The organism is Saccharolobus solfataricus, assembly GCF_900079115.1.
Taxonomy (GTDB): domain Archaea; phylum Thermoproteota; class Thermoprotei_A; order Sulfolobales; family Sulfolobaceae; genus Saccharolobus; species Saccharolobus solfataricus.
The window spans coordinates 1,694,511-1,720,941 of the sequence record NZ_LT549890.1; the positions used below are offsets into that span (position 1 = coordinate 1,694,511).

Genomic DNA, 26,431 nt, shown 5'->3' on the forward strand with positions numbered 1-26,431 from the left:
TGGTGATACAAAAAATGAAAAGAACTGAAAGAGAAATTTATTTTTTATTGGTCTTAGTCTCAATTGCTTCATCACAACAATTTTACATTCCAGTATATTTCGAAAGAATATATGGTGATGCTGAACTGGCTTTCATACTTTTCACTATTGCAGTAGCGTTAAGAGCATTTTTAGCACCTTTCATAGCTCAAATATTAAAAAATTTTATTAAACTGAATATAATTGTAGCGTTCTCCTTCCAAAGTTTATTCTATATACTTCTATATTTAAAGATACCCATCAATTTTAAACTAGCATTTATTTTAGGTGCATTTTACGGTATAGCATCTTCCCTAATTCTATTTCTTAATGCGGTTTACTTTTCATATTCTGAACCTACATTTAGTTCTAGATATAAAAGCGCCAACTTTTTCATATCCTCTAAATTTATCGGTTATACAATAGGAAGCACAATATCAGCCATCATACTTTTCTTCTATAACTTAGCAGATATACTTATAATAGCTTCTATATTTTGGTTGTCTTCAATTCCGTTAGTTTTCACTCTAAACGTAGAGAAAACAGAAGTTAAGAAGCCAAGTCTAGGGAAAGTGAAAGAGTCTCTCTTCTTGGTTCCTCTACCTCTCCTTATATCATTTGTATTTAGTATGTCATTAGCGTCTGTAGGAGGAATAATTGAACCTTTAATTTTCAACAAGATTAATGCTGGTTGGTTTAGCATATCCTTTATCTTAGCTAATATTGCAAGTTCTCTAGTTCCCATTTATTTCCCTAAAAATAAAATAAAATTATCCTTAGCATTAGGCACTTTTCTAGCAGTTATTACTGAATTTCTCTTTCCTTTAACTCCGTTCCTCTATCTTCTCATAATTTACGGAATATTATCTCAAGTAGGTAACTCGTTAGTGTGGCCAGTGGCAATAGGCAAGATAGTTTCTAAGTCTAAATTCCCAGTAGTAGAGAGTGGCGTTTTAATTACTTTAACTGATATATCGTCCTTGATCGCTGATGGTTATGTTTCCTTATCCTTCCCCCTAATTAACGTTTTATCTCTTAGCCTATTCTCTATAATAGATTTATTTTCATGGTTACCTCTGCTGTTAAGCAAAATAGATGTCCAATAGTTAGCTAAAAATAAACTAACTGCGTCACTATTGAGTTAAATACTCAGAGATTCATAAGTGTTGTTATAGTCTTTTTCTTAATAGGCACTACATGCTCCGCCTCTAACAAACCTACTGGGACAACGAGTCCAGCACATCACCCACATCAACATCTTGAACGTTAACGTCCTTCCCCCTAGGTGCCCTAAAACTCTTCTTAACATCGCCCTTGTAAACACCATCCTTTATAACGTGATAACAAATACAAGCAAGCTTCCCACCAAGAGCACAAGTTTAGTAGCACTCTTCCACCTGGAGACAAGCCTATCGTAATACTCCTTAAAACGTTCAGACTTCCTAGCAACCCTAGCAACCAAGAAAAAAGCCCTACGCAAATACTTATTACCCCTAATCATACCAGAGTGAGACTCGCTCCCACCACTCTGCTTAGTCCTGGGAGCAAAACCAGCATAAGCCCTAGCCTTAGAACTGGAAAAACGAGAAACATCACCGAACTCAGCGTAAATGGTTGCAGCACTAATCAAACCAACTCCCGGCTCAACTCGACCACAGGCTGAGGAATCTTAGAAATTATCATGTCCTCAACTTCCTTAACCATAGCCTCCAAGCTCTTCAGTAAGTCTACCAGCTGCTTCAAAGCTAGCTTCTCAGCATCATTCAAACTTCTCCCTAACTTCTCCTTCAACTCGTCCCTTTCCTCCTTGCTCAGCCCTTCTCCCCTACTTAACTTCTCCAGCAACGCCATTCCCCTCTTATCAAAGGGCTCTATCTTGTATCCCGCCATTTCTAGAAACTTCCTTATCTCGTTCTTTACTTGTGTTATCTTCCTCATCAAGCTCTCCCTATACCTCGTTAACTCCCTCAATTCCCTTATTTCCCCGGTCGGTATGTATGACCCCTTAACTGCTCCCAGGATGAAGGCTTTTGCCAGTCTTTGCGCGTCTAGCTTGTCGGTCTTCTTTCCGAATACTTCCTTCAAGTGTAAGGGATTTATTAATGTTACCTTATATCCCTTTTCTGTTAGTTCTTCGTGTAGGTAGAAGAAGTACGGTCCGGTTGACTCCATTATCCCTTCCTTATATTCGCCAAGGAATTTGATTAGTTCTTCTATTCCCTCGTTGTCGTACTTGAATTCCCTCACCTCGTTGACCTCTACTTCCCTTTTCTCTTGCGTTATTACAAGTTCAGCTTTCGCTACCGTCAACTTGTCCCTTGAAACGTCTATTGCGAAACCCCTTGTCTTAATCTCACTTTCCATGATAGAATATTGCTCGTGTATGCGAGATATTCTTTACTATCATAATACCACGTTTTTCTCGCATAATATTAACTACCTTCAGCCCCTAGAAAAATTTACTTGCGCACTCCTACTCGGGGTTTTGTCCCCTCTTGTTAGATCGTTCTAGGGGCTTCACAGCCAGCCTATTATCTGGGGTTTTTATCCCCATGTTGCGACTGGGCTTATGTTGTTTTTCTCCTTCCTTGCTTATTTGTTTTTCTCTTGTAATACTTGGTTTTACTAGTTCTCTAGTTTTGCGTGAATTCCCCGTAGGAGTTGTAAAGAAGTAAAAAGGACTATTAACTGAGGGAATGCTAGGAATTGCTGAGTTAAGGATTTAACTGGCTATATTTTGTATTGACAAAAGCTAATTCTCTTCGCATCTACTAAGAAAAAGACTATATAAATAAATATCATAATTAGAACTACGTTGGGTCATTCACGTATCCTTTGCGAATTCAGCTTATTTAAAGAACCGTAATGAATTTAATTAAATAACATTGCACTGACTAAGTGAAGATCCACGCTCAGCTGTTTACTTTATTAGATCCATCTTATTCATAAATTACAATTCACAAAGGAGACCTAAATCGTCCACTACGTCGGTATCTAGTTTTCTAATGAAGTATAAACAACTCTATTTACAATAAGACCTATTATACCTATTAAAGAAAGTAGAGTAAAGCTTACCTCATAGTCATGAATAGAAAACAGATAAGCTGTAACTGAAGTAGAAAAGGCTCTTCCAAGTCCTTCTGCCATCCTAGTAAATCCCATTGCCATACCTATTTCTTTACTATGATATTTATATGATACTATATAAGAAATTGATAAAATTATTGGATTTAAAATAATTTCACCTAATGATATAAATATTATAAATAGTGTCAATCCAATTATATTTCCAAGATAGAAAATACTTAAATACGACATAGAAAAGACAAATGAACCTAAAATATACATGTACTTCAAATTTAATTTTATCATATATCTTCCTATGGGTTCTTGAAATAAAGCACTTAATAAACTATTTAAGGAAATAAAATAACCTATTAATAAACTAGGAATTTTAAGAATATTAGTAGAATAAACCGTAAAGCCAAAGAGTATTTGTGAAGCTACAAACGCAAATATGAATTGAACTAGAATAATCTCCATTAAATATTTAGATGGTTTAATGAAGTATTTTCTATTAACTACGTTATTAACGCTTTTTCTATTATCTAATTTATAAACTATAGGTATAGAAATTAAATTTCCTAAACTACCTAAAAGAAGAATAAAATTCCATCCAAGATAGTAATATAATAAACCACCTATTATAGGTCCGATGACCCAACCTAAATTTATCCCTGCTCTAAATCTAGAAAAAGATAATAAAAGATCTTTTACAGAGGGAGAACTCAAATTACCAGTAGCTGTAGAAGATGAAGTAATGTATAGCGAATTAAGAAATGCCTGAATACTTAATATTATTATTCCGCATACACCATTAGTTAAAAAGAAGCCTAAAAATAATACTATAGACGTTAAAAATAATGAGACTACAATAGTATTTTTTGTTCCTATACTGTCAGCTAGATAACCAGCTAAAATATAGGATATTACTAATATAGGATAACCAAGAGAATAATATATAATGACTAATAATGATGATAAGTGATAAAAATCATAAAGAGCTATACCAGTATAAGTCCATATTGCGGTTAATGATGAAAATCTTATAATATTTACAGAAAAAATAATTTTATCTTTCAGAAAAGTTCACCCAATGGATGATGTATGAATTTTCCAAAAAATATTTCGCAAAACTGTTTATATAATATAGTATGAAGAATAAACAGATGGAAATACATGTCTACTACACCACTTGGTGCTGCATAATTCAATTCCTTTCCACCATATGCTATATTTAGAGCCATCCATTTTTTAAATTCTAACTCTATTCTTTTTACTATATTATTATCTAGTTTACCAAAATGTGCTATTAATGGAAATCTTTGTTCCGGCACAAATTTAAACTCATCAATAGTATGAAGTAAATTTTCTGATATAGGTGATAGGTCTAATCTTTCAAGCATGAGTACTCGATCTAAAGTCTTATCATCCAACGATTCTAAAGCCTTTTTAGGTAATATAGTTATTTCGTTTACATTATCAGGTTTTAAATTAAATCTTAATCTGAAACTATTATCATCATTATTTAATAATTTCTTTAATAAAACATTATCATATCTAGGTATTCCCCAAACACTTTTGCTAAATTTTTCGTATTCCTTTGTATGAAGAATAAGAAAGTGCCAATATAGATCCACAGCGCCACTTGCAGTAAATAACCTTTTAGGGAAAACAATCGTTAATGCTACAAATCGCCTAAATTCTTTTTCAATCTTTTCAGCTAATTCTCTATCCGCTTTCCCATAATAAATTTTTATAGGCCAAACTTGTTCTGGAGAAAATCTGCGTCCTTTCCATATGAAATTTGATGTAATATATGATAGATCATATGTGTCTAAAATTTCTAGCCTCTCTTTTACTTTATCTAATCTTTCTTCTGGAACATATTTACGTAATTTCTCATCATTAATAATACTCACAAAATCACCTCTAGAAAAAAATATTTCTCAAAAAATTATTCAAATGGATCTTTATACTCTTCTTCTGGATATTTCTTTTCGTCATAATCCACAAATGCACCGCTATACGAATCCCCACATGTCATTGGAGTTTCTGGCCATATGCTAGTATCAATATTTCCAAAAATCTTTATATATAGTTCCCTAGTCTCTTTATATGCATCCCTAGCTATTGATCTTGTTCTACTATTTGCCGGTATGTGTTCTATTATTTTATATTCTTCGACTTTACTCATTTTCCCTCTAAATATAGCTTTGCTAGGCATTTTTTTTTAACTATCATAATACATTGAAACTTTTTAGAATAGCATTTTACATCTTTTTCCTTCTCTTAAACAGTTTCTTAATCTCACCCAAAGACTAACTAATACTTTTTATCAGTCTAACCATCCTCTTGGCACCCAACCTCAAACCCAAGGAGTATTTAAACGAGAGAACCTATATAGGTTTTATTAGCCAGGGAGAGTAATACTCCTCAGCTGGGAGTATGGTCGAGCCTTTGACTGAAGCGAAGTCTTCGGTAAGAGGCGTGACAACCCCTACAGTCGGACTGAACATTGTGAAAATATTCACGAATATAGGTGTGACACAAGGGTAGGGGTAATTGGAATAGACGTCAGTATGGGAATCTCATTTTTTGCGTAAAAAATGAGATGAATGAAATACAGACAAAATCGAGAGGATGAGAATTTCTGTAGAAAAGTTTGTATATACGAGGGCGAACTTGAACATATGAAGCATGAGAATACAACTAAACCGGCGAAGTTCAACCGGGACTTCGCCAGGTCCGCCCTCAAGATAATTTACTCGATCCTCACTAAAATACTTTTCCCTGAGGAACTCCTCAGTGCCTTGCTTAAGGCGAGTGGGAGCTACCTAAGCAGGTTGGGAAAAGATGGGAGAAGAGCGTTGAGAAAGTTGAACGCGGTTCAAGTTGAGGACGTGAGGGATGCGTTGAAGAAAATGGGAAGGATGACGTTAAGGGGAGTCAGGAACAGGAGGGTAGCAGTGGACTTCCATGCCATACCTCAATACCACGCTGACAAGAGTTTCTTGAGTAGGATAAAGCCAACTAAGGGGACGTCGTGGGGACTGGTTCAAGCTGCGATCTTCCTCCTGGGGAGGACGAGGAGCTTCTTGGACGTGATCCCAGTGACCGTGAAGAACGTAGCTGAAGGTTTCAAGGCGGTGATGGAGGTAATCGTGAAGGAGTTGGAGGAGGACAAGCTGAGGCTCGTCATGGTCTTCGCGGACAGGGAGTTCGCGGTGAACGAAGTGATTAGATACCTCTTGGAGTTGGGCTTGGACTTCGTCATATCTGCCAAGGCCCAGATGTACAAGAAGTACAAGGGGATGTTGCAAGATGTGGATGTGAGTTTTGGCGGAGTTAGATATACTGGATTTCTCTGCGTGAGACATGGGAGCGGAGCTTATCTCATTATCCTGAGGAAGGAAGACGACAAGATTATTGCCTTCCTCGTGAGGAGGGAGATGGATCTTTATGATGCCATAGTCCTTGCCGAGATGTATAGGGAGAGGTGGGGGATTGAGAATGTTTTTCGCTCTCTTGAGGAGTTCAGGATCAGGACTAGGACTTGTGACGTGAGGAAGGAACTGGTTCTCGTTCTGCTTTCCTATCTTCTCTTGAATGTCTGGTTCCTGATCCGTTCTTGGAGGAAGGTAAAGTTGTGGGAGTTCTCGGTCTCCCTCTCGAATCTCCTCGATCGGGAGGTAAGAGTGGAACAAGAACGCGCGTTCCGTGAAGTGAAGACGTCATTCCCCTAGACTCCAGCTAACCCTATGCACCTCCTTCCAGCTACGTGAAATTAATTCTATATATTTATATTCTGCTATTGAAAACTGACTTATTAACTGTCATTTTCATAAAATATATGCAGTTATATTTGAATAAAACTGGTGCGGTTCAATCTTACATATATTATCATTTATATCAGAAAAATGAGATTCCCATACTGAAGTCAAACATCATCGTGATAGAACCCACCGGAGTATACTCAACGAGACCTTGCCAATACTTCAAAGAAAGAGGAGTGAAAGTCCTACTAGTCAGCCTTGCTATGGAAAGAAAAGGACATAAGGGGAAAGAAAACAGATTTTTACGACGCAGAAAAACTTGAAAACATGGTAAATAATGCTAGAGAATACGTTAACAACCCCTTGAAAGAGTTAGTATCACTCTACCTCTTCATGAAGGATGTGCAAACGAAACAAGAGAACAGGTTAAGGAGAGCTCTCTTCCTCGTGAGCGACGAGGAGAAGTTGAGCGAGGAGAGATTGGAGAAGTTCTCTAAGGGAGACTTCTCTGACGTAAAACTGTATCAACTGGAATACACTGGTACAGTACTACGTGAGATTCAAGTCCTAGCGAGGACACTACTTCAAACACGAGACGTTGTCCGATTTGAGCAAAATTAAAAACCATTATAATTACAACATCTCAGATTATACTATTCTTCATTATATTCAAGTATAAAAAATAATATAATATGTATTAATAAGGGAAAATACAGATAATTGTACAATTTTGCAATAAAATTTATCATAACAACAAGTAAACACGTAAACGAACCTCGTTAATTAACGAGTACCTTCGTCCTAATCCTCGTCGAAAGAATTTCGAGATCACGATAGAGGTTAAGGAAGAATACCTCCATAACCACTCCCCTTAAGGTTGTAGACGAAGCCTTACCTTCCCTAATCTCAACACCACTACCCTCAACCGGAAGTCCAGCACTACCAACACCCTTAACTAAGACGTCCTCCCTAAAAATCCAAGCCCTATCGGCCATTAACTTAACGTTATCAAATGAAAAGGCTAGATCCCTCAAATTAGCCAATCCAACCTTGAAGCCCCTAACGAAATTAGTCCTCCTTTCCACAAGGTTACAGACCTTAAACCCGAAGTAGGACTTACCGTGCTTCCTACCCCAACCCTTATACTTCCTAAAGGCTGTGAAGCTCTTGAGCTTGGAAGTAGTATAACCCATGAGGAGAAAAACGTCATTGAACCCCATCTCCTTAAGGTCAAGTGAGATCTTCTCAAGACCGTTTTGAAGACTCCTCTTTCCTGGGTAGGCTTCACGGAAGAATGTGTCAATTATGTGGTAGTCCTCGAACCTATCGTTTTTTCTCTCCCAACTTCAAGTTCAAAGCCCTTTTCCCTATACTCGCTGATCGCCTTGTCCAAAGCCTTGTTTAACTCATCCATCAGTGTTGTTCTCATCGTCTCGCCCTCTTGAATAACTGTTTGTTGGAGTTTCTTGTAGAAGGAGAATACTGTGCTCTTTGGTGGAATTTTCCCGCCCAAGAAGTCCATAAACCTCTTACTGTCCCTAATTTCTCCCTCCAAGTTATTCCAAGAGATGTCGAAAATGAGCTTGATTAGGAGGACTTTGAGGAGTGAGATGACGTTCCACTTGGGCTTCTTGGAGTAAAGGGACTTAAGCTTACTCCTAAACGTTTCTCAAGGGAAGGATTTATCTACCTTGAGTAAGAGGTCCTTTTCAGTTGAAATTGCCTTTACCATAATATTATCTCATCCTAATTTCTTATTAATATTACTCATGAATTGCCATTTTAATCAACTTGGATAACGTCGCGAGGCTTTCATTGGTGAAAGAGCGAACAAGAGAAGAAAAAGAATTTGAAATAACTCCCCAGTTTACTGAGAAAAAATTCTATTTAACCTTCTTTTCTAACTCCTCAACTCTCTTCTTTAACTCTTGAAGTTCTTTGTTGACTTCCTCTAAACTTATTTTATTTCCTTCTTTTTCCTTCATGTAACACTCAAAAGCGTCTTTTAGCACTTCATAAACGCTTACTTTCCTTTTCTCAGCTTCATCAACTATCTTCTTCCACAGTTCCTCATCTGGGAAATAAACAGATTTGTAACCAGGTCTTGGCATCTTACCTCAATATACTTTATTGTACTTTAATATAAAAACTTTAATGTACCGCAAATTACCACAAAATTTATATATGTTAAAGTACAATATGGTACATAGCGGGGTCAAATGATGAGCGACTGGCGGGCTGAATCCTGATGAACATGTTACGAACTGACCCCGCTATGTACTTCTTTGCGCTTTATAACTAATAACTTTAATCCTGTCTGGATCCCAAAAATTTTCGGTGAAAGAGCTGGCTCCCACGTGAGAGTGTCCGGAATGTAATTATCTGAACGAATAGATAAACAGAATGATAAATATTAATATTGCCAGAAGGATAGGACCTGGATCACCGAGAAAAACTTTATAATGGAAAAATATCAAGACGAGAGGATTTACCTATCGCGCATAGCGTTGCCTGATCGCGAGGAGGCGCGTCTCAGAGCTGAACGGCTCTACGTCCTGGAGGAGTCCTCCGTTGGATCGCGAGGAACATCTTGATGTTGTAGATCACTCCCAGGACGTGAAGGAAGACGTCGTTCCTCCAGGTCGTGGTCCCGTAGGGCCTCCAGAACGCGTTCAGGTAGGTGCCGAAGAACTCCACGTGGACCCTCAGGGTAGTGAAGGGCTTCTCCCGCGCTATGAGCTGTGTCGGGGAGGGAGAGAATCCCCTGTCCGTGATCTTAATCCCCTTGAGCGGTGACTTGAACCTCTTGTCCGAGAAGTTGGCCGGCTTCACCGTGATGGACCTCACGAAGAGGGAGACGGAGATCACGGCCACTGCCTTGAGCCCGTAGTGCGAGACCCCTCTCTTCTTGGTCCACCTTCCCTCGAACCTCCTCTTGGTTCTCCCCAGGGAGAGCAGCTTCCTGGCCCTCTCCAGGTTACCTTCCCTCCTCTCCAGCTCCGCCTTCTCCCGAAAGGTCTCCACGCTCCTCTTCCCAGGAGGTAAGTCCAGTAGGAAGGAGTCCACTAGCCACGCCATGAAGTCCACGAGATGCGCGCTCGCAGGGAGGTAACTGGGTAGGCACTTCTCCTCAAGCTTGAAGGAAATCTCCAACAACTTCTTCCTCACCCCGTACAACCTGCCCACGAAGTCGTGCAGCGTGCTCTTCCCCACCTTCCTCCCCACGAACCAGGCCACGACCACGTTCACGTTGACCATTTTCACCGCGTCCCTATAGGAGCAGGAGTAGAGCACCATGACGATTAACAACTTCAGGTAAACCAGCGCGCCCTCGCCAAGAACCCTCTCCAAATCCATAGCGTCCAGCACGGGCTTGATCTCCGTTAACCATTTTTCCCTCCACGGCATATCCTCTATTGGGGGAAGAGGGTAGTACATCAAGTTTGGTATGTGTCTTAATGTTCTTGCCATGGTACTACCCTCTACTCCCATAACTTAAGTGTTACTCCAATTTAATCCAAGATAATGCTAAAAATCAATTTATTCTTGTCAATAAAAATTCAATTTTTTACATTCCGGACACTCTCACGTGAAAGTAAACAGGATTAACAAATATGTTAATCTTGAGGGGAGGGGTTAAGCAAAAGAATTTTTGATTGCGTTTAAGGATATGTACAGTTCTGTTAATCCTACCTAAGGTTTATTAATGAGATTTTTACGATAAAATAATTGTGCAAAAACTTCAAAATACTGAGAAAATATTGATAATATTATCTCATGGATGTGCTACTTTAGAGCGTTTAGAGGAAAAGACTGGAATACCAAGAGAAGAGCTACTAGTTTACCTGACCAGACTGTATAATAGGGGGTTAATCTATAGAAAGTGGCAAAAATATGGAGGGAAAAAGTTCAGGGAATATTGTTTAAAAAACAGAGATGAGATTTTACGTTAACCGGGGAGTTAACGGAGAAACCCTCTTTCCTTTCAACTAGAACTTGAAATTCCATTTTACATTACTCATTTTTTGCATTATTATAAACAAGTAAACCGGAAAACTTGACGAGTTTCCAAAACGTTTCTGAGAAAACAAAACAGCTCTCTCGAGCCCGTGACCTGGGTTCAAATCCCGGCCGCGGCACTAATTCCTCATAAATAGACCGCCTACATAGCTAGGGAAGGTTAGCGTCAGTAAATGTTAAGAATAAGCGCAATTTAGCTATCCACCTTTCCTAAAAAATTGTTTAGATACAACGAAATGACGAGTATGAACTCTTGAATTTTGAATATGCTATTACGTTCTTACCTACTAGAACTTTTTACATTGATCAAGAGTAAAGGAAAAAAAAAGGTGTTTAAGATAAATCTAATTGAGGAAAATGGGGAAAAAGTTTAAAGTTAATATTATAGGATTGATTGTCATAGCAAGTTATTACGCGGATACGGGTAGTAGTTGTTAGAGGTGTTCGTAGTGTTTATTGACGACCCAACCTTCTATTATTGGTTGGTTTTACAATCGTTGATTAATTATATAAGTGGTACAATAGTTTTTGTACCAATATATTTTAAACTAATGCAGGAAAATTACCAGAGAAACTTAAGAATAGTAGCTTTAGGATGGTATGGTATAAATACGTTATTAGGTATCTTTGGATTTTTAATATATAAATACTTCTATCACCAGATCGTGCCACTATACGTCCTATTCGGGATCACCCTAAGTACTATAGCATTTTTTGCTATTTTAGGTTTCATGTACTCTGGTATTAGTTTCGACTTCTTCAACAATCCCCACAAGTTAGAAACAAAAAGAGTTATAATCGGCATGATAATTTCTGTAATAGGGATAATATTAACTGTCATCCTATTTCTTTGACCAATATCATAGTTATTCAATTTTTAATTGGTTGGCTCTCTTTATCCAAATTAGTATTTTCCGTACACCACAAATTCATTATTCCGAAATTAACTAAAAGAATATTATATCAAGAGATCCAAAGTGTATAATTATAGAACTAGCATGGGGAGATGGAGCTACTTCTAAGCCTAATGAGTGGATTGAACTGCTAAGACAGAAGGGATTTAAAATATTTTTATTCAGATTAACTGCTAATAGAAAAGATATTGAAGAAAGAGTTAGGGAAAGGTATGAAAAAACTCATGAAGGACCTACCGTTAATAGTGCTCTTGAAATTTATGATTGGTATATGAATAAAAAATGTTTTATCGATTTTCCTAAAAAATGTGGATTGAACGAGACGTTATCCAAGTTGATTAAAATGGCAATTCATGAGTAATATTAATAAGAAATTAGGATGAGATAATATTATGGTAAAGGCAATTTCAACTGAAAAGGACCTCTTGCTCAAGGTAGATAAATCCTTCCCTTGAGAAACGTTTAGGAGTAAGCTTAAGTCCCTTTACTCCAAGAAGCCTAAGTGGAACGTCATCTCACTCCTCAAACTCCTCCTAATCAAGCTCATTTTCGACATCTCTTGGAATAACTTGGAGGGAGAAATTAGGGACAGTAAGATGTTTATGGACTTCTTGGGCGGGAAAATTCCACCAAAGAGCACAGTATTCTCCTTCTACAAGAAACTACAACAAACAGTTATTCAAGAGGGCGAGACGATGAGAACAACACTGATGGATGAGTTAAACAAGGCTTTGGACAAGGCGATCAGCGAGTATAGGGAAAAGGGCTTTGAACTTGAAGTTGGGAGAGAAAAAACGATAGGTTCGAGGACTACCACATAATTGACACATTCTTCCGTGAAGCCTACCCAGGAAAGAGGAGTCTTCAAAACGGTCTTGAGAAGATCTCACTTGACCTTAAGGAGATGGGGTTCAATGACGTTTTTCTCCTCATGGGTTATACTACTTCCAAGCTCAAGAGCTTCACAGCCTTTAGGAAGTATAAGGGTTGGGGTAGGAAGCACGGTAAGTCCTACTTCGGGTTTAAGGTCTGTAATCTTGTGGAAAGGAGGACTAATTTCGTTAGGGACTTCAAGGTTGGATTGGCTAATTTGAGTGATCTAGCCTTTTCATTTGATAACGTTAAGTTAATGGCTGATAGGGCTTGGATTTTTAGGGAGGACGTCTTAGTTAAGGGTGTTGGTAGTGCTGGACTTCCGGTTGAGGGTAGTGGTGTTGAGATTAGGGAAGGTAAGGCTTCGTCTACAACCTTAAGGGGAGTGGTTATGGAGGTATTCTTCCTTAACCTCTATCGTGATCTCGAAATTCTTTCGACGAGGATTAGGACGAAGGTACTCGTTAATTAACGAGGTTCGTTTACGTGTTTACTTGTTGTTATGGCAAATTTTATTGCAAAATTGTACAATTATCTGTATTTCCCCTTATTAATACATATTATATTATTTTTTATACTTGAATATAATGAAGAATAGTATAATCTGAGATGTTGTAATTATAATGGTTTTTAATTTTGCTCAAATCGGACAACGTCTCGTGTATAACTGCATGTCCAGTAAACGTTTTCAGATGGTTTGATACTCCGGGAAATCCAGTATCTGAAAAGAAAGCTGATCCGTTCAATGAGCAAGCTTGCATATTCTGTATGGCATGTGTTAACGTTTGTCCAGTAGCTGCAATAGATGTGAAACCACCGTAATTCCGACATAAGAAAATAGCAGTAATAGAAAATCTTTTTCTTTTTAATTTATTCTCTAGTTATCAATTAGGTTTAGTTAGATACGTCTTTCTACCTATATTTATCAATCCTACTATTCCAACTATTTTTATTACATCCCCTATTACCGCAACTATTCCCAAGTTAGTTAGATATAGAGGCAATCCGATGGTAAATAATAGTGCACCCCAAAAGAATAACGAGGAGTAGATTTTGGAAAAGCTTAACGTATTTAAATAAATCGATATTCCAGCAATAGGTTCAAATATATACCCTAACACTATAACTTCTATCCCCAGGAAATTTCCCATATAAGCTAAGATCATCCCTATAAGCGTTATTACTATCGCAGGAATTGCAAAATAGTTCAAGATCCATTGTTTTCTTAACCCGCTTCTTCGATAGCTAAGATAAGATGGGATTGCCAAAATCCACACGAACGTAATTAGGATTAAGAATGTTTTGGACAAGGCAAAGTAGATACCATTTTCTAGAAGTAGAATTAGCCCATATAGTATGATTATTGAGGCGATAAAGCTAATTACATTCCCTTGGAGTAAGAATCTACCATTCATATTTATCTACTCGTTTTTGTCAAAATAAACTCTTGTTAAAAGGTTTTTATGAAAATTACTCTAATACGATTCTCACATCTACAGCAAAGGCACCGTTCTCGTTGACGAACAGAGGATTGATATCCATTTCCTTTACGTTCAAATCAACTATCATTCTTGATACTCTAGTAATTGCCCTTATTATTGAGCTCTCATCATATCCTCTCTTTCTTGCATTCAACATATCGTGAATCTTGCTCTCAACTAATAACTCTTGTGCCTCATCCTCGTATACTGGTGAAAGAGCATAAGCTACGTTCTTAAGCACTTCAACGTAAATTCCACCACTGCCTATTAATATTACATGACCAAATACTGGATCTTTCAAACCTCCTATAAATACTTCCAGTCCGTTTAATTGCTGTTGGATTAGTACTCTGCTAGTTATCTTTGACAATTCGCTATAAACTTTCTTAACGTCCTCTTTCTCAACGTTAACTACTACTCCCTTAAGTTCAGTTTTATGTAGTGGGGTATCTGGAGATATCTTCATCACTACCGGATAACCTATACTATCTGCAACGTTTTGTGCCTCATTCTCGTTATTGGCTAATCCCCATTTCGGAGTCCTAATCCCGTAAATTTCCATAAGTTTCAGAGCTTCAAAATCCTTGAGAGTCTTTTTCCCCTTAACTAATTCTAAAGCAGCCTCGATCGGCTGTACAGTCCTTATTTTCTTTCTGGGTGTTGGTCTAGAAGTGTAATATTTAATCGCTTTTACAGCATCCTCTGGAAAAGTATATCCTGGAATTCCGGTCGTTTCCAATATTTTTAATGCCATATCCTCATCTAAGCCCATGGTTACGCCAATCACTCCTTTCCCTTTGAAATTGGATATAACCCTAGCAACGTCACTACAACTTACCATGGGTAAGGACTGTACTATCACCAATTTAGTACAATCTAGACTGCTAACGATTTTCAACGCATTGTGATATCTCTCCCTATCGGCGTCTCCAGTTAGATCAAGGGGATTTTTAGGAAGGGATGTAGGTGGGAGTATTTTAGTTAGTTCTTTCTTCATCCATTCTGGGATTTCCACCAGTCTAAGCCCATTTTTGTCTATCTCATCAGAAACTAGTACACCATGTCCACCAGAGTTAGTTATAACTAAGAGTTCCTCACTTATCGGTTCAGAGTACATTAATATCTTAGCCAAGTTTAACATGTCGTGAAGGTTATCCACTAAGATCCCACCTATTGTATTAACAGCTGCTTTAAACACCTCAAATGATCCAGCTAAACTGCCAGTATGTGTTTTAGCAGCCGAAGCTCCGCTACTACTGACTCCTCCTTTCAAAAAGACCACAGGTTTTCTTCTAGTAGCCTCGGGTAGTTCTTCAAGGAAAGCATTTCCATCTGATACCCCTTCTAAATAAACGAATATTGCTCTAGTCTCAGCGTCCTTTGATAGGTAATTGATGACTTCATATTCCTTCACATCAGCTTGATTGCCTAAACTCACCATATAGCTTATCCCTATCCGATACTTCTGAGCCCAGTTCAACATATAAACTCCTAGCCCACCGCTTTGAACCACTAAACCTACATTTCCTCTCTTTACGTCGGTGTAAGTAAAGGTCGCATTAAATTCCGGTGTAATAATTCCAAAGGTGTTTGGTCCTAAAACCCTAATCCCTCCTTTTCGTGCGATACTTATTACCTCGTTTTCCAATTTTTCCTCGCCAACTTCCCTAAATCCGGCAGTAATTACTATGGAAGCTTTCACTCCTTTTTCTACAAATTCTTCCATTGTTTGAGGAACAACTTCTCTGGGAACAGCAATTACGCCTAAATCAATATCATCAGGGATTTCCTTTACGCTTTTGTAAGCCTTTACTCCCTCAACGTCTTCCGCTTTGGTATTAATTGGATATAATTTACCTTGAAATGTAGAGAGCAAATTTCTAAATATAACGTTTCCAACTTTCTCCTTATGCCTTGAGGCACCAACAACTGCAATGCTCCTAGGCTTAAACAAGTAGTTTAATTCGTCCATACTATCCCTTTATCACCTCTTTTCTTATATATCTTTTTAGTATTTGCAAGTGTAGGGAACAATTTCATGCATTTGAAATTTAGTTTAAATTCCTCTAAACCTCTTTCGTCAAATGCTTCAATTGTGTAGCAAAGTTTCTGAAAAAGGGTTTAAAAATCGTAACATCTTCTCCTTATCAACATCTAAATCATATGTTGAGTTGAAGATAAACGGATACTTTATACAATTTATGCTAAATAAACAAAACTGTTATCAATACTTGTATTTGTTGAATTGAAGCGATTCACTTGTTATAACTATCTCTCAAGTAAAAAGGGTAAAAATAGGAAAGAAAAAATATTATCTTTTATGGAGGATGTGCAAGATGAGCTGGGATAGTCTCAACTGCAATGAACGCACCTATAATCCCTGCAATTATAACAAATATCCAGAATAGTATGAAGAATGCGTACATCCATCCTTCTAGCTTTGGATCCTTAACTCCTTGTTGATCTCTAAGTCTGTCCAACGCTAAGGTTACTGGGTATCCTAGAATACCAGCTATTCCATAAGTAGTGTATAGGGCTAATAGTGCTAACGGTTCTTTAGTTAGTCCCAAGTTATAGCCTGAAGCACCATAGTATATAGTTATTAAGCCTACGAATAAGGCGAAAATTCCAGTACTCTGTAATCTCTTTCCCATGTATACGGTAACTGAATAGGAAAGGATCGTAATGCCCAGCAATAAGTACACGTCATAAAACAATATGTTATAGCTCCCTGGTAAAGTCCAAGAGAATTCCCCCCATAAGCTCAGTATTATAATTATCGTACCAAGAATTGCAGCCGGAAGTATTGAGTCATCAAGACTTCTCTTTATTGCCTCATAACCAGTCTTTCTAAATCCTATGAAAGCTTGAACTGTAGTATAAGCTATTAACACTGATACTAACGGTAATATAAATAACATTAAACCCAAGTTATCAATGAAAACCATTTAATCACCAAATATATACTTATCATGGTAAATATATATAGATGATATGTCTAAACATAAACAAAAGTTAAAATTTTTACACACGAGGTAGATTCAGTTATCCATTGCGAATTCACTTTATTTCAAAGGTTGTTACGAAATTAACTAAACGAAGACGACTAATTAGCAGAGAAACACGATTGCCAATATTAACATTTTTACAACCGCATTATTTACAAATTACAATTCACAAAGGAGACCCGAATAGCTCTCTAGCCACCTCTATTCTTGCAAAATCTACTCCTTAGGAAATCCCACTACGAAATAGAATAAATTTAACGCCCTTTCCTCATATACTTTGATGTCAATATATTTTTCGAAAATCCTTTTATGTTGAGAATTGGTGGGGACTCTCTCGTAAATATAATAAATATATTTGAAATCCCTCGCCTTAGCTCCTCCTAAGACTGCTATGTATGGCATAATATACTTTAGATATATACTCAAGTAAATCCTCCTTACCCAACTGTCAGGTTTCCCCATAGCTATAAATCCCACAATTTTTCTTGAAACTCTGGTGATCTCCCTTATTACATCCTCTATATTGTCAGATGCGTGTAAGGCAAAGCTACTCATTACAATATCGAATGTCTTTTCTCTAAACGGCAGTGCATCAAATGAGCAAAGTACCTTATCGTCTTTGATTAGCGCCATTTTAAGCATGTTTTCAGCATAATCCGATAGTATAATCTCGTAATTAGAGTTATCTTTGTAAATTTTCTTAAACGTATATGAGAGTTCGCCTTTTCCACTTGCGACGTCTAAGATTAGCTTTGGTCTCTTACAGTACTTCAGTATGGTCTTAACGAGATCTGCCCTCCATTTCACATCTTGATTAAAGGAAATAAACCTATTAGCCCTATCATAAGCTTTCGGTATATCGTTGTAAACTTGTTGCAGTTCTTCGTTTGTCGCCTTAATGGCTTTATTGGTCATTTCACTGGTTATTAAAAAAAGAACCTATTAAATTTTTTCGGTTATATTAAAGTTGAGTTTATTTGACTACAGAGTTTTATTTTCATTATTACGTATTAGATTATCTGGGATGAACTGATTGTGTTTAAAGTATAGAGATTCAGTTAAAACATATCTACTAATTTACTAAATTAAAGTTTTTCCACAATAATTCTCAACAATTTGGCATAAAATTTAATAATTATCGTTACTAACATTTACATATGGGGAATACTGAAATAATAGATAGAGCTAAAAGTAAATTAGAGCGATTTCTCGGATTTTCCTTTCCAACTCCGCTCGTAATCGAGACCAGTATTCCCTTTTATGGATCCTATAGATACGATGTAGTGATAATAGGCTACTTTGATAATGATGAAGATGCGTTGGAGAGAACATTAATACACGAATTAGCTCATTTCGTTCAAGATAAGATCTGTAAACCTAAGTTCCCTTATCTCCACATGTTAATTGAGGCTATTCCTTTAGCTTTCGGAATAGGAAAGGGGAAACTATTAAGGTATTTCCAATTTGTTGAGGGTTTCGCCACATGGATTGACGAGGAGATTATGGGTTATAGGGGAGATGAATACTGGTTTTCAGTACCAAAATATTACTTCAAGGTATATTATAAAGGAGCTGAAATATTTAGAAAAATGGGAAAGGAGAAAGCCATAGAATTCGGATTAACTAATAGGGAGTTCTGTAAGGAACCGCAAAGATACAAATCATTAAGAACTATCACCATCTCAAATTGATAGACTTTTAATGTCATAGACTTTAAATGCTTTATGAATGGTGTAGATATTTTATGGCTTGCTTATAAAGGTTTAATGGCAAGGAAAACTTTAGCCATAATATCTATAATAGCTATCATGATCGGTATTACAAGTGTTTCCTTTATCGAGGCTTTTAGTCAAGGAGTAGAACGGTCAGTAATTTCTACACTTTTTCAACTTAATCCTACAAACATTTACGTTTTTAACGAGATAGGTTATGTATCTCCTACGGACGTATCACTCATGAGTTCATTGCCCGGGATAGATGCAGTATATCCAGTGATTGAAGCCCATGGAGTAGTTCAAATAGGGGGGAGGGTTATTAATGTTTTAGTAGTAGGTGTGGATAATATATCGTCATTGCTAGGAAAAGTAGAACTTGAGAACGGTACGGTATATCCTCCAGTGACAGTACCATACGCAGTAATAGGGCATGATATAGCCCATCCTATACCAAACGTAACCGTTCAGCCTGGTTCCACTATAATTCTAAAACTCTCTAATGGAAATGCTTTACCATTAACAGTATATGGAATTTTGCGCCCAACCCAGTCTGTTGTAATAGGTGACACTTCCGATGTTATTTTCATTCCATTAGGTGAGGCTAAGGCATTGATAAATCCTCCCGGCTATTTTCTAGTAGTATTGCAAGGTAGTAGTATAAGTGAAGTTAATACAATTACCACTCTGTTAAACTATATTTACGGCAATTCATTAACAGTAACCACAATACAACAAGCAATATCCTCTGTTCAAGTTATAATAACCAGCTTCTCGTTCCTAGTAATATTAATAGGGTCTATCTCATTATTTGTTGGTGCTGTTGGAATAATGGGAATAACCCTAGCTAGAGTCTATCAGAGGACTAGGGAAATAGGAATAATGAAAACTGTAGGATTAACCACTAGGCAAGTCTTATTAGTCTTCCTATTAGAAGCGTTAATTGTGGGAGTAATAGGTGGGATAGTGGGGTTAACGTTAACTATAATGGGAACGTATATAATGGACATAAATGGTATACCATTTAATGCAGGATCCAGTAATGGTTCAAATCTAATTGTGGTCATACGTCCGTTTCTCTCAATGTCCGATGTCGCAATATCAATCCTAATAGCCCTAGTGACAAGCATTATAGCTGGGATATATCCGGCGTGGAAAGCATCGAAATTGACCGTTATAGAAGCGGTAAGAAAAGATTAGTTATTCTTGGTATAATCCATAACCAGTATACAACTTACCATCTTTAATGACATATGAGACATTATTAGGTTTCAAGTTCTCAATATCTCTAGTGGGGTCATCCTTTAATACTATTAAGTCAGCCTTATATCCTTCCCTTATGTAACCCACCTTGACACCAAGACATTCTGAAGCTATTGATGTTGATGCTCTTAGTACTTCTAAATTACTCATATATCTAGATAGGAGAACGGACTCTCTATAATTCTGTCCATGAGGTCTTTTCTTAGATCCCACATAATCCGTACCGGTAGCTATTTTCACCCCGTGGGAAACAGCAATCCTAATGTCCTCACTAAAATGTCTCTTGACAAGCTCTTCTCTGTAAATCCTAACCTCAGGATCCCTTACCTCAAATGGTACTTCATAAGTAGCTAATGTTGGAATATAGCAAATTCCCCTCTCTTTAATCATACTTGCAGTCTCATCGTCTAACCCTAAACCGTGTTCTATTGTATCCACACCAGCTAGAATGGAGTTCATAATTGCCTCTTTTCCATAGGCATGAGATGCGACTTTTAAACCAAATCTGTGAGATTCGTCAACTATAGCCTTGAGCTCATCCAATGCAAATCCAGGCAGAATTTTTCCACCTTGGGAAAAGGCTCCAGACGCGTAAACTTTTATTACCCTAGCCCCTTGTCTAATTGCCATTCTCACAGCTTTTCTACACTCATAAGGAGAATCACAGTAAAATGAATATGAGAGCCTCTGCGCAATATCTATTGGCAAATCCTTTGGATCATCATTACCGCCAGTGATTGCTAAAGAGTATCCAGAGGCAATGACGGTCGGTCCCAATATCTCTCCCCTTCTCTGAAGGTAATCTAGCCTTACAGCAACCTTACTTCCTAAATCCCTAACTAGAGTGAACCCGGAACGTAGCAGTCTCTCCATGTCTCTAGTACTCCTTATTGCTACATCAATTTCGTTTACTATATTCCAGGAAAGGACGTTATCCTCTTCAACTCCGAAGAAATGCAAATGGGCATCAACTAAACCAGGCATTATGAAATTAGCTTGAATTACTTCACTTCCTTGCGGGATATCAATTCCTTCACTAACTCTTTCGATTTTATCATTCTCTATAACTACAGTACCTTGTTCAATAATTTTTTCTCCGTCGAATATTTTCCCTACGAGAGTTATCATCTTGTTAAAATAAGAGATGAAAGTATAAAAGTCATTACATAAAAAAAGATATAGTTTATCTAGTGTCTTAGATCGACTTCTGCAATACCATTCATAGCTGCTTTCATTACCTTTTCGTGATCTTCTGGTGAGGGACTTGGTACAACTATGTGAATGGCCTCCATATAAGTATCAGCTTTGACTCCTCTCTTAATACCTCTAGGTACTATTACGATCGAACCCTCATGCACTTCATATTCCCTATTGTCTACGCTAACTTTTCCTTGACCTTGTAATACGTAAAAGATCAGATCTGAATCTGGTGCATGTATTGGGATATATTGTCCAGGCTTAAAAAAGACTAGAATAACACCATATTCATCTTTCCTAAGCACCGGAATTGGAGTAAAGACGTCTCCAGTCTTTCTAAATTCAGAGATATGCGAAATTATCGCTTTATTAGTACTTCCCTTCTTTTTTGTAAGCTTTAAGACGAAATCACCATTCGCAGTTTCTTCAACCTTATACTTCTCAATATAGCCGGATAATAGTTGTATTAAATGAGATGGATAGTGGTCAGCTATTACTGTTAGTTCCTCTCCTTCTTTTAACTTACTGAAGCTTTCTAACACTAACTTATGTCTATATTCTGGTTGTATGGGTCTCAGATCTAATTCCATGGGATAGTGTATTATCTTATGTTATAAAAAATGGTGCACTAAAGTATTAGGGTTACTACGTTTTTAGAATACCTTCTCATAACTGCGAATAGATTCAGAGGTATGTTATCAAGTGATAGAAGGCATTTAAAGTTAAGGATAAAGGCGTATTTGGTGTAAGTTTAAGTAAAGGATCGCATTTCAGTAGAGTTCTCTAAATTCCTTTATCGATAAGGGATAAGTGTTGATAACAGTTTTGTTAGTTTAGTATAAAATCACATAAAGTATCCGTTTATCTTCAATTCAACAGATGATTCAGATGCTGGAAAAAAGAAGATGCTGTAATTTTTTAACTGTCTCCAAAAATTTTTGTTGTCCAATTAAAGCAGTTGGCTAGATTGTGCTTTGTTGAATACTTCGATTTTCTAAGATGTTAAGCTCATCAATTTTTCTTAAATCCGAAATCAAGCCTTGATTTAAAAATAAACTCCACGTTAACTCAGATAAAAATTGAAGAGATCCACAAAGCAGCTAGATTGGTATTAGGTGATTTTTAACTAAGTTTCAAATAAATGAAATTATTGTCCACTCTCTCATAAGATTTCACGATATTTAACATCAATCCTCAGCCCTTAGGCTTTACCAAAGTCGCGGAAGAACCCGTTCATCCTTCAACCCCCTTATTTTTGTATCAACTTATATGTTAGGTCTTCATTTTATATTATGAAGAAGAGGTAATTTCTTGTGATGATAAGGTATATAATTGACACTAGAGTTTTAGAACTCCCCCATTACGAGATAATTGAAAGGAAGATTGACGAGATAAGAGAGAGTGAAGGTATAGTAATAATTTCAGAGGTTGATCCAATTAGAGTACTTGCAAGGTTAAAAATTCAGAAAAAGGTTGACATTATAGTAAGACTCATACATAAAAATAATCAAGAAGAAAAGAAGTGGATAATATATTTGATTAAGTCTTCTTACCGCTAGTAAGTGCTAGGATTCCAGCGATCAACAATAGGATAAATGATATTACTCCGATCAATCCCATTGCAGGTATCGAAAGTACCGAGGCCAAAATTAATAATACGCCAGCTACTGTTTTATCTGAAATTAATGAGCCAACAATACCCAAAACAAACGCAGGTATTACCAAAAATCCCATAAAGCCAAAGAACATCATTCCTCTACCCATCATTCCGTATCCATTAGCGCCCATCATCCCATAACCTGGATAGTAGAAAGCGAAAGGAATAGCTATTCCAACAATTAGAAGTAAGGAGCCAATTAATCCCAAAATCTGATAATTTTCCATTTTCTACACCACTATTATTTTTCCGTACATTCCCATTTCAGCGTGTCCTGGATATTCACAAACATAATAATATACAGCTGGCTGGCTGAACGTGAGAGTGTCCGGAATGTAATTATCTGAACGAATAGATAAACAGAATGATAAATATTAATATTGCCAGAAGGGTGAAACCCGGATAACCGAGAAAAACTTTATAATGGAAAAATATCAAGACGAGAGGATTTACCTATCGCGCATAGCGTTGCCTGATCGCGAGGAGGCGCGTCTCAGAGCTGAACGGCTCTACGTCCTGGAGGAGTCCTCCGTTGGATCGCGAGGAACATCTTGATGTTGTAGATCACTCCCAGGACGTGAAGGAAGACGTCGTTCCTCCAGGTCGTGGTCCCGTAGGGCCTCCAGAACGCGTTCAGGTAGGTGCCGAAGAACTCCACGTGGGCCCTCAGGGTAGTGAAGGGCTTCTCCCGCGCTATGAGCTGTGTCGGGGAGGGAGAGAATCCCCTGTCCGCGATCTTAATCCCCTTGAGCGGTGACTTGAACCTCTTGTCCGAGAAGTTGGCTGGCTTCACCGTGATGGACCTCACGAAGAGGGAGACGGAGATCACGGCCACTGCCTTGAGCCCGTAGTGCGAGACCCCTCTCTTCTTGGTCCACCTTCCCTCGAACCTCCTCTTGGTTCTCCCCAGGGAGAGCAGCTTCCTGGCCCTCTCCAGGTTACCTTCCCTCCTCTCCAGCTCCGCCTTCTCCCGAAAGGTCTCCACGCTCCTCTTCCCAGGAGGTAAGTCCAGTAGGAAGGAGTCCACTAGCCACGCCATGAAGTCCACGAGATGCGCGCTCGCAGGGAGGTAACTGGGTAGGCACTTCTCCTCAAGCTTGAAGGAAATCTCCAACAACTTCTTCCTCACCCCGTACAACCTGCCCACGAAGTCGTGCAGCGTGCTCTTCCCCACCTTCCTCCCCACGAACCAGGCCACGACCACGTTCACGTTGACCATTTTCACCGCGTCCCTATAGGAGCAAGAGTAGAGCACCATGACGATTAACAACTTCAGGTAAACCAGCGCACCCTCGCCCAGAACCCTCTCCAAATCCATGGTGTCCAGCACGGGCTTGATCTCCGTTAACCATTTTTCCCTCCACGGCATATCCTCTATTGGGGGAAGAGGGTAGTACATCAGGTTTGGTATGTGTCTTAATGTTCTTGCCATGGTACTACCCTCTACTCCCATAACTTAAGTGTTACTCCAATTTAATCCAAGATAATACTAGAAACCAATTTATTCTTGCCAATAAAAATTCAATTTTTTACATTCCGGACACTCTCACGTGGTCGTAAAACTGAACTCGTATGCTTGTCCAGAATTGTAGTTTACATATGGTAACATTGGTGTCATTCCTACAGTATTCATTCTAATGTACATCATCGGATAATAGGGGTAAGGCGGCGGAACTGGTGTGATTGCAATATTATGTAACATATCCTCATCTAGATTAATGAATACAACTTGAACTGTAGCTCCTCTCGGAATTATGAGTGTTGGGTTAATTAAACCATAGATTACGAAGACATCGTGCTGTGCATAGGCTGGCGGTTGCTGTCCAGTTAAGTTAGTTGCCCTCTCATGACCCATTCCTAAGACTACTAATACTATATTTGAAGAAGTGAAAAGTAAAGTATTGTTATTAGGAAATACCTTAACATATGATGGTACATTTCTCATCATGGATATTGCTTCGCTTATTGTTATAGTATTCTCATACAGTGTAGCATAACCACCATAATAACCCATCATGTGATACGCTCCTCCACCTCCCATCATCCCTCCACCCATCATTCCGAAATTTCCTTGTGCATAATATCCCATGTACTGTAATTGTTGGTTGTAGTATGTTACGGAACTTTGTACCGGTAGATAGTAACTATAATAATAAGCATATCCTACTACACTTGCAACTACAACTGCAATTATCACACCTATTAATAGGAGTTTTTTGCTTTCCATAAGTATTATTTAGTATACGGCTTAAAAAATTTTTCTGATTAGTGTGACACACAAATTAAAAAGTTAATTTAAAAACTAGAAAAACTAGTTAACTAATTTATTCTTTTATCTTTCATTTGATTTTTTATTGATATATCTACCGTAAAGTGTGTCAATTAGTTCTATATATCTCTCGTGTCTTTCTTTACCGAACTCTTCTTCTATTCTCTCAAATTTTTCGTAAATTACTTTGTTCTCGTCATCAGATAGCAAACTTTCAGCTGTTGGAAATAGGACGTTATTTTCCTTATCAATATGACTAGCTAATAGCACAATAAGGCTATTCAAATCCTCTCGCAATTCCTCAAATTCATTGTATCTAGCCTCTATCCTATTTATTATATCCCTCAACTTGTTATGCTCATATACCATGACGTAAATTGGGCCTCCTACCATCCCTTTGTGTTCTAAAAAGTCGAATAGTACTTTCTCTTCCTTAACGTGATGACAATTATCCACGAAATTCTTTATGAAATCTATAATGATTTTAATATCTTGCATATTATTCTCGTTTATATCTATAACGTTAAGTATCTCTAACGCTTTTAGAATAACAGTATGTTCTTCCATTAAGGTCTTTATGGAATTTAACATCATTGTGTTTTTTCTCCTTTTACTATTATACTGGACACCTAATGGTTAAGGGATAATAGGGAATGTTAAGTAGTATGAAAATTAACAATAAAATATAAATACTAGTTTTTTCAAATAAAAATATATGAAAGTAGTTGTAGTGCATCAGTGGGAAGATAGTCAGAAGGAAATCGTAACAAACTTCTTTAACCAACTAGTTAGCATGGCGAAAGGTAAAAAACTTCCTAAAGGAATGAAATTGGAAAACATAAAGATTTCTCAGGATGCAAAGACTGCAATTTGTGAATGGGATGTAGAAAATATGGATTTGCTAATGCAAGCAGCAAAACAATTTAATATCTCATGGAAAATTACACCACTGGTCCCACAAACCTTATACGAGCATAAGTCTTTCTTCTAATACAAGAATATACTTCTTTCTTTTTTCCCACTTCCTTCTCTTTCTTTAAATATTCCGAGTGTGGATAACATTTTTTAATTTAGTATAAATCATAATAAAATATTAATTTGTTTTTCAACTCAACATGAGATTCAGATGTTGACAAAGAGAGATTCCAGAATTCTTAATCTTCTTCAAAAATTTTTGTTACAC

24 protein-coding genes and 8 pseudogenes are annotated in these 26,431 nt (G+C 37.5%); 13 read left to right on the forward strand and 19 right to left on the reverse strand.

From position 1 onward, the window contains the following. The first annotated feature begins 14 nt into the window (after positions 1 to 14). A complete protein-coding gene (locus tag SSOP1_RS09050) occupies positions 15 to 1,124 on the forward strand; it encodes a hypothetical protein (protein ID WP_014511702.1) in 1,110 nt (369 codons plus the stop codon). 111 nt (positions 1,125 to 1,235) lie between these two features. Here SSOP1_RS09050 and SSOP1_RS09055 read toward each other — a convergent pair. The 4 genes and pseudogenes from SSOP1_RS09055 to SSOP1_RS09070 all read right to left on the reverse strand — a co-directional run bounded on the left by SSOP1_RS09055 (position 1,236) and on the right by SSOP1_RS09070 (position 5,305). Beyond that, positions 1,236 to 2,382, reverse strand: a pseudogene (locus tag SSOP1_RS09055) (IS110 family RNA-guided transposase). Positions 2,383 to 3,012: 630 nt separating this feature from the next. Beyond that, positions 3,013 to 4,161 carry an MFS transporter gene (locus tag SSOP1_RS09060; protein ID WP_014511703.1) on the reverse strand — a complete coding sequence of 383 codons (1,149 nt, stop codon included), beginning with the start codon at positions 4,159 to 4,161 and terminating at the stop codon, positions 3,013 to 3,015. Continuing rightward, a complete protein-coding gene (locus SSOP1_RS09065) occupies positions 4,158 to 5,000 on the reverse strand; it encodes a glycine-rich domain-containing protein (RefSeq protein WP_009988984.1) in 843 nt (280 codons plus the stop codon). The genes SSOP1_RS09060 and SSOP1_RS09065 overlap by 4 nt, the downstream gene beginning before the upstream one ends. Positions 5,001 to 5,035: 35 nt before the next feature. After that, positions 5,036 to 5,305, reverse strand: coding sequence for a hypothetical protein (locus tag SSOP1_RS09070; protein WP_009988982.1), 270 nt, complete (start codon positions 5,303 to 5,305; stop codon positions 5,036 to 5,038). A gap of 221 nt (positions 5,306 to 5,526) precedes the next feature. On the opposite strand from SSOP1_RS09070, the pseudogene SSOP1_RS17120 reads away from it, so the two are divergent. The 3 genes and pseudogenes from SSOP1_RS17120 to SSOP1_RS16495 form a co-directional block, all read left to right on the forward strand. Then, positions 5,527 to 5,660 (forward strand): annotated as a pseudogene (locus SSOP1_RS17120) (IS110 family transposase); the annotation flags it as partial. A gap of 111 nt (positions 5,661 to 5,771) precedes the next feature. Further along, on the forward strand, positions 5,772 to 6,824 hold the full coding sequence (locus SSOP1_RS09075) for an ISH3-like element ISC1359 family transposase (RefSeq protein WP_048056752.1): 1,053 nt from the start codon (positions 5,772 to 5,774) through the stop codon (positions 6,822 to 6,824). A gap of 176 nt (positions 6,825 to 7,000) precedes the next feature. Next, positions 7,001 to 7,460: pseudogene (locus SSOP1_RS16495) on the forward strand (transposase); the annotation flags it as partial. 173 nt (positions 7,461 to 7,633) lie between these two features. On the opposite strand, the gene SSOP1_RS09090 reads toward SSOP1_RS16495, so the two are convergent. The 4 genes and pseudogenes from SSOP1_RS09090 to SSOP1_RS09105 all read right to left on the reverse strand — a co-directional run bounded on the left by SSOP1_RS09090 (position 7,634) and on the right by SSOP1_RS09105 (position 10,346). Further along, positions 7,634 to 8,074: a hypothetical protein gene (locus SSOP1_RS09090; RefSeq protein WP_010923596.1), complete on the reverse strand. Its 441-nt coding sequence runs from the start codon at positions 8,072 to 8,074 to the stop codon at positions 7,634 to 7,636. A gap of 83 nt (positions 8,075 to 8,157) precedes the next feature. Then, positions 8,158 to 8,508, reverse strand: a pseudogene (locus SSOP1_RS09095) (transposase); the annotation flags it as partial. A gap of 229 nt (positions 8,509 to 8,737) precedes the next feature. Continuing rightward, positions 8,738 to 8,965 carry a hypothetical protein gene (locus SSOP1_RS09100; protein WP_009992863.1) on the reverse strand — a complete coding sequence of 76 codons (228 nt, stop codon included), beginning with the start codon at positions 8,963 to 8,965 and terminating at the stop codon, positions 8,738 to 8,740. Between the two features lie 421 nt (positions 8,966 to 9,386). After that, the gene (locus SSOP1_RS09105; RefSeq protein ID WP_010923598.1) at positions 9,387 to 10,346 is read right to left on the reverse strand and encodes an IS5-like element ISC1234 family transposase; all 960 of its coding nucleotides are present in this window, start codon (positions 10,344 to 10,346) and stop codon (positions 9,387 to 9,389) included. A gap of 239 nt (positions 10,347 to 10,585) precedes the next feature. Between SSOP1_RS09105 and SSOP1_RS09110 the strand changes: the two genes are divergently transcribed. From SSOP1_RS09110 to SSOP1_RS16500, 5 genes and pseudogenes are all read left to right on the forward strand, one after another. Further along, positions 10,586 to 10,807, forward strand: a complete 222-nt coding sequence (locus tag SSOP1_RS09110; protein ID WP_009989358.1) for an ORF80 family leucine zipper DNA-binding protein — start codon at positions 10,586 to 10,588, stop codon at positions 10,805 to 10,807. Positions 10,808 to 11,323: 516 nt separating this feature from the next. Beyond that, entirely contained in the window at positions 11,324 to 11,728 is a 405-nt protein-coding gene (locus tag SSOP1_RS09115; protein ID WP_014511706.1) for a hypothetical protein, read from the forward strand. Between the two features lie 530 nt (positions 11,729 to 12,258). Then, a pseudogene (locus tag SSOP1_RS09120) lies at positions 12,259 to 12,609 on the forward strand (transposase); the annotation flags it as partial. A gap of 83 nt (positions 12,610 to 12,692) precedes the next feature. Continuing rightward, positions 12,693 to 13,133, forward strand: a complete 441-nt coding sequence (locus SSOP1_RS09125) for a hypothetical protein (RefSeq protein ID WP_063492821.1) — start codon at positions 12,693 to 12,695, stop codon at positions 13,131 to 13,133. 185 nt (positions 13,134 to 13,318) lie between these two features. Further along, positions 13,319 to 13,483 (forward strand): annotated as a pseudogene (locus SSOP1_RS16500) (4Fe-4S dicluster domain-containing protein); the annotation flags it as partial. A gap of 62 nt (positions 13,484 to 13,545) precedes the next feature. Here the strand turns inward: SSOP1_RS16500 and SSOP1_RS09130 are convergent. From SSOP1_RS09130 to SSOP1_RS09145, 4 genes are all read right to left on the reverse strand, one after another. Next, entirely contained in the window at positions 13,546 to 14,076 is a 531-nt protein-coding gene (locus SSOP1_RS09130) for a hypothetical protein (RefSeq protein WP_009992016.1), read from the reverse strand. Positions 14,077 to 14,131: 55 nt separating this feature from the next. After that, on the reverse strand, positions 14,132 to 16,114 hold the full coding sequence (locus SSOP1_RS09135; RefSeq protein ID WP_009992015.1) for an acetate--CoA ligase family protein: 1,983 nt from the start codon (positions 16,112 to 16,114) through the stop codon (positions 14,132 to 14,134). Between the two features lie 346 nt (positions 16,115 to 16,460). Further along, positions 16,461 to 17,090, reverse strand: a complete 630-nt coding sequence (locus SSOP1_RS09140) for a DUF981 family protein (RefSeq protein ID WP_010923603.1) — start codon at positions 17,088 to 17,090, stop codon at positions 16,461 to 16,463. 276 nt (positions 17,091 to 17,366) lie between these two features. Continuing rightward, the gene (locus tag SSOP1_RS09145; RefSeq protein ID WP_009991471.1) at positions 17,367 to 18,065 is read right to left on the reverse strand and encodes a class I SAM-dependent methyltransferase; all 699 of its coding nucleotides are present in this window, start codon (positions 18,063 to 18,065) and stop codon (positions 17,367 to 17,369) included. A 242-nt stretch (positions 18,066 to 18,307) separates the two neighbouring features. Between SSOP1_RS09145 and SSOP1_RS09150 the strand changes: the two genes are divergently transcribed. After that, positions 18,308 to 18,841: a hypothetical protein gene (locus SSOP1_RS09150; RefSeq protein WP_009991469.1), complete on the forward strand. Its 534-nt coding sequence runs from the start codon at positions 18,308 to 18,310 to the stop codon at positions 18,839 to 18,841. Between the two features lie 33 nt (positions 18,842 to 18,874). Next, a complete protein-coding gene (locus tag SSOP1_RS09155) occupies positions 18,875 to 20,062 on the forward strand; it encodes an ABC transporter permease (protein WP_009991468.1) in 1,188 nt (395 codons plus the stop codon). On the opposite strand, the gene SSOP1_RS09160 is transcribed toward SSOP1_RS09155, so the two are convergent. Continuing rightward, positions 20,063 to 21,253, reverse strand: a complete 1,191-nt coding sequence (locus SSOP1_RS09160; RefSeq protein WP_009991467.1) for a metal-dependent hydrolase family protein — start codon at positions 21,251 to 21,253, stop codon at positions 20,063 to 20,065. Positions 21,254 to 21,312: 59 nt separating this feature from the next. Continuing rightward, positions 21,313 to 21,912, reverse strand: coding sequence for a DUF2249 domain-containing protein (locus SSOP1_RS09165; protein WP_009991466.1), 600 nt, complete (start codon positions 21,910 to 21,912; stop codon positions 21,313 to 21,315). Between the two features lie 726 nt (positions 21,913 to 22,638). Here SSOP1_RS09165 and SSOP1_RS09170 point away from each other — a divergent pair. Beyond that, positions 22,639 to 22,881: a hypothetical protein gene (locus tag SSOP1_RS09170; RefSeq protein WP_009988456.1), complete on the forward strand. Its 243-nt coding sequence runs from the start codon at positions 22,639 to 22,641 to the stop codon at positions 22,879 to 22,881. Here the strand turns inward: SSOP1_RS09170 and SSOP1_RS09175 are convergent. The 5 genes and pseudogenes from SSOP1_RS09175 to SSOP1_RS09190 all read right to left on the reverse strand — a co-directional run bounded on the left by SSOP1_RS09175 (position 22,862) and on the right by SSOP1_RS09190 (position 25,839). Further along, entirely contained in the window at positions 22,862 to 23,206 is a 345-nt protein-coding gene (locus SSOP1_RS09175) for a hypothetical protein (RefSeq protein WP_009988458.1), read from the reverse strand. The genes SSOP1_RS09170 and SSOP1_RS09175 overlap by 20 nt on opposite strands. 3 nt (positions 23,207 to 23,209) lie before the next feature. After that, positions 23,210 to 23,305 (reverse strand): annotated as a pseudogene (locus SSOP1_RS16505) (plastocyanin/azurin family copper-binding protein); the annotation flags it as partial. 167 nt (positions 23,306 to 23,472) lie between these two features. Beyond that, the gene (locus tag SSOP1_RS09180) at positions 23,473 to 24,432 is read right to left on the reverse strand and encodes an IS5-like element ISC1234 family transposase (RefSeq protein WP_010924011.1); all 960 of its coding nucleotides are present in this window, start codon (positions 24,430 to 24,432) and stop codon (positions 23,473 to 23,475) included. A 96-nt stretch (positions 24,433 to 24,528) separates the two neighbouring features. After that, positions 24,529 to 25,206: pseudogene (locus SSOP1_RS09185) on the reverse strand (cupredoxin domain-containing protein); the annotation flags it as partial. 105 nt (positions 25,207 to 25,311) lie between these two features. Further along, entirely contained in the window at positions 25,312 to 25,839 is a 528-nt protein-coding gene (locus tag SSOP1_RS09190) for a hemerythrin domain-containing protein (RefSeq protein ID WP_029552487.1), read from the reverse strand. Positions 25,840 to 25,963: 124 nt separating this feature from the next. Here SSOP1_RS09190 and SSOP1_RS09195 point away from each other — a divergent pair, with 124 nt between their 5' ends. After that, positions 25,964 to 26,239, forward strand: coding sequence for a hypothetical protein (locus SSOP1_RS09195; RefSeq protein WP_009988461.1), 276 nt, complete (start codon positions 25,964 to 25,966; stop codon positions 26,237 to 26,239). Positions 26,240 to 26,431 lie beyond the last annotated feature (192 nt).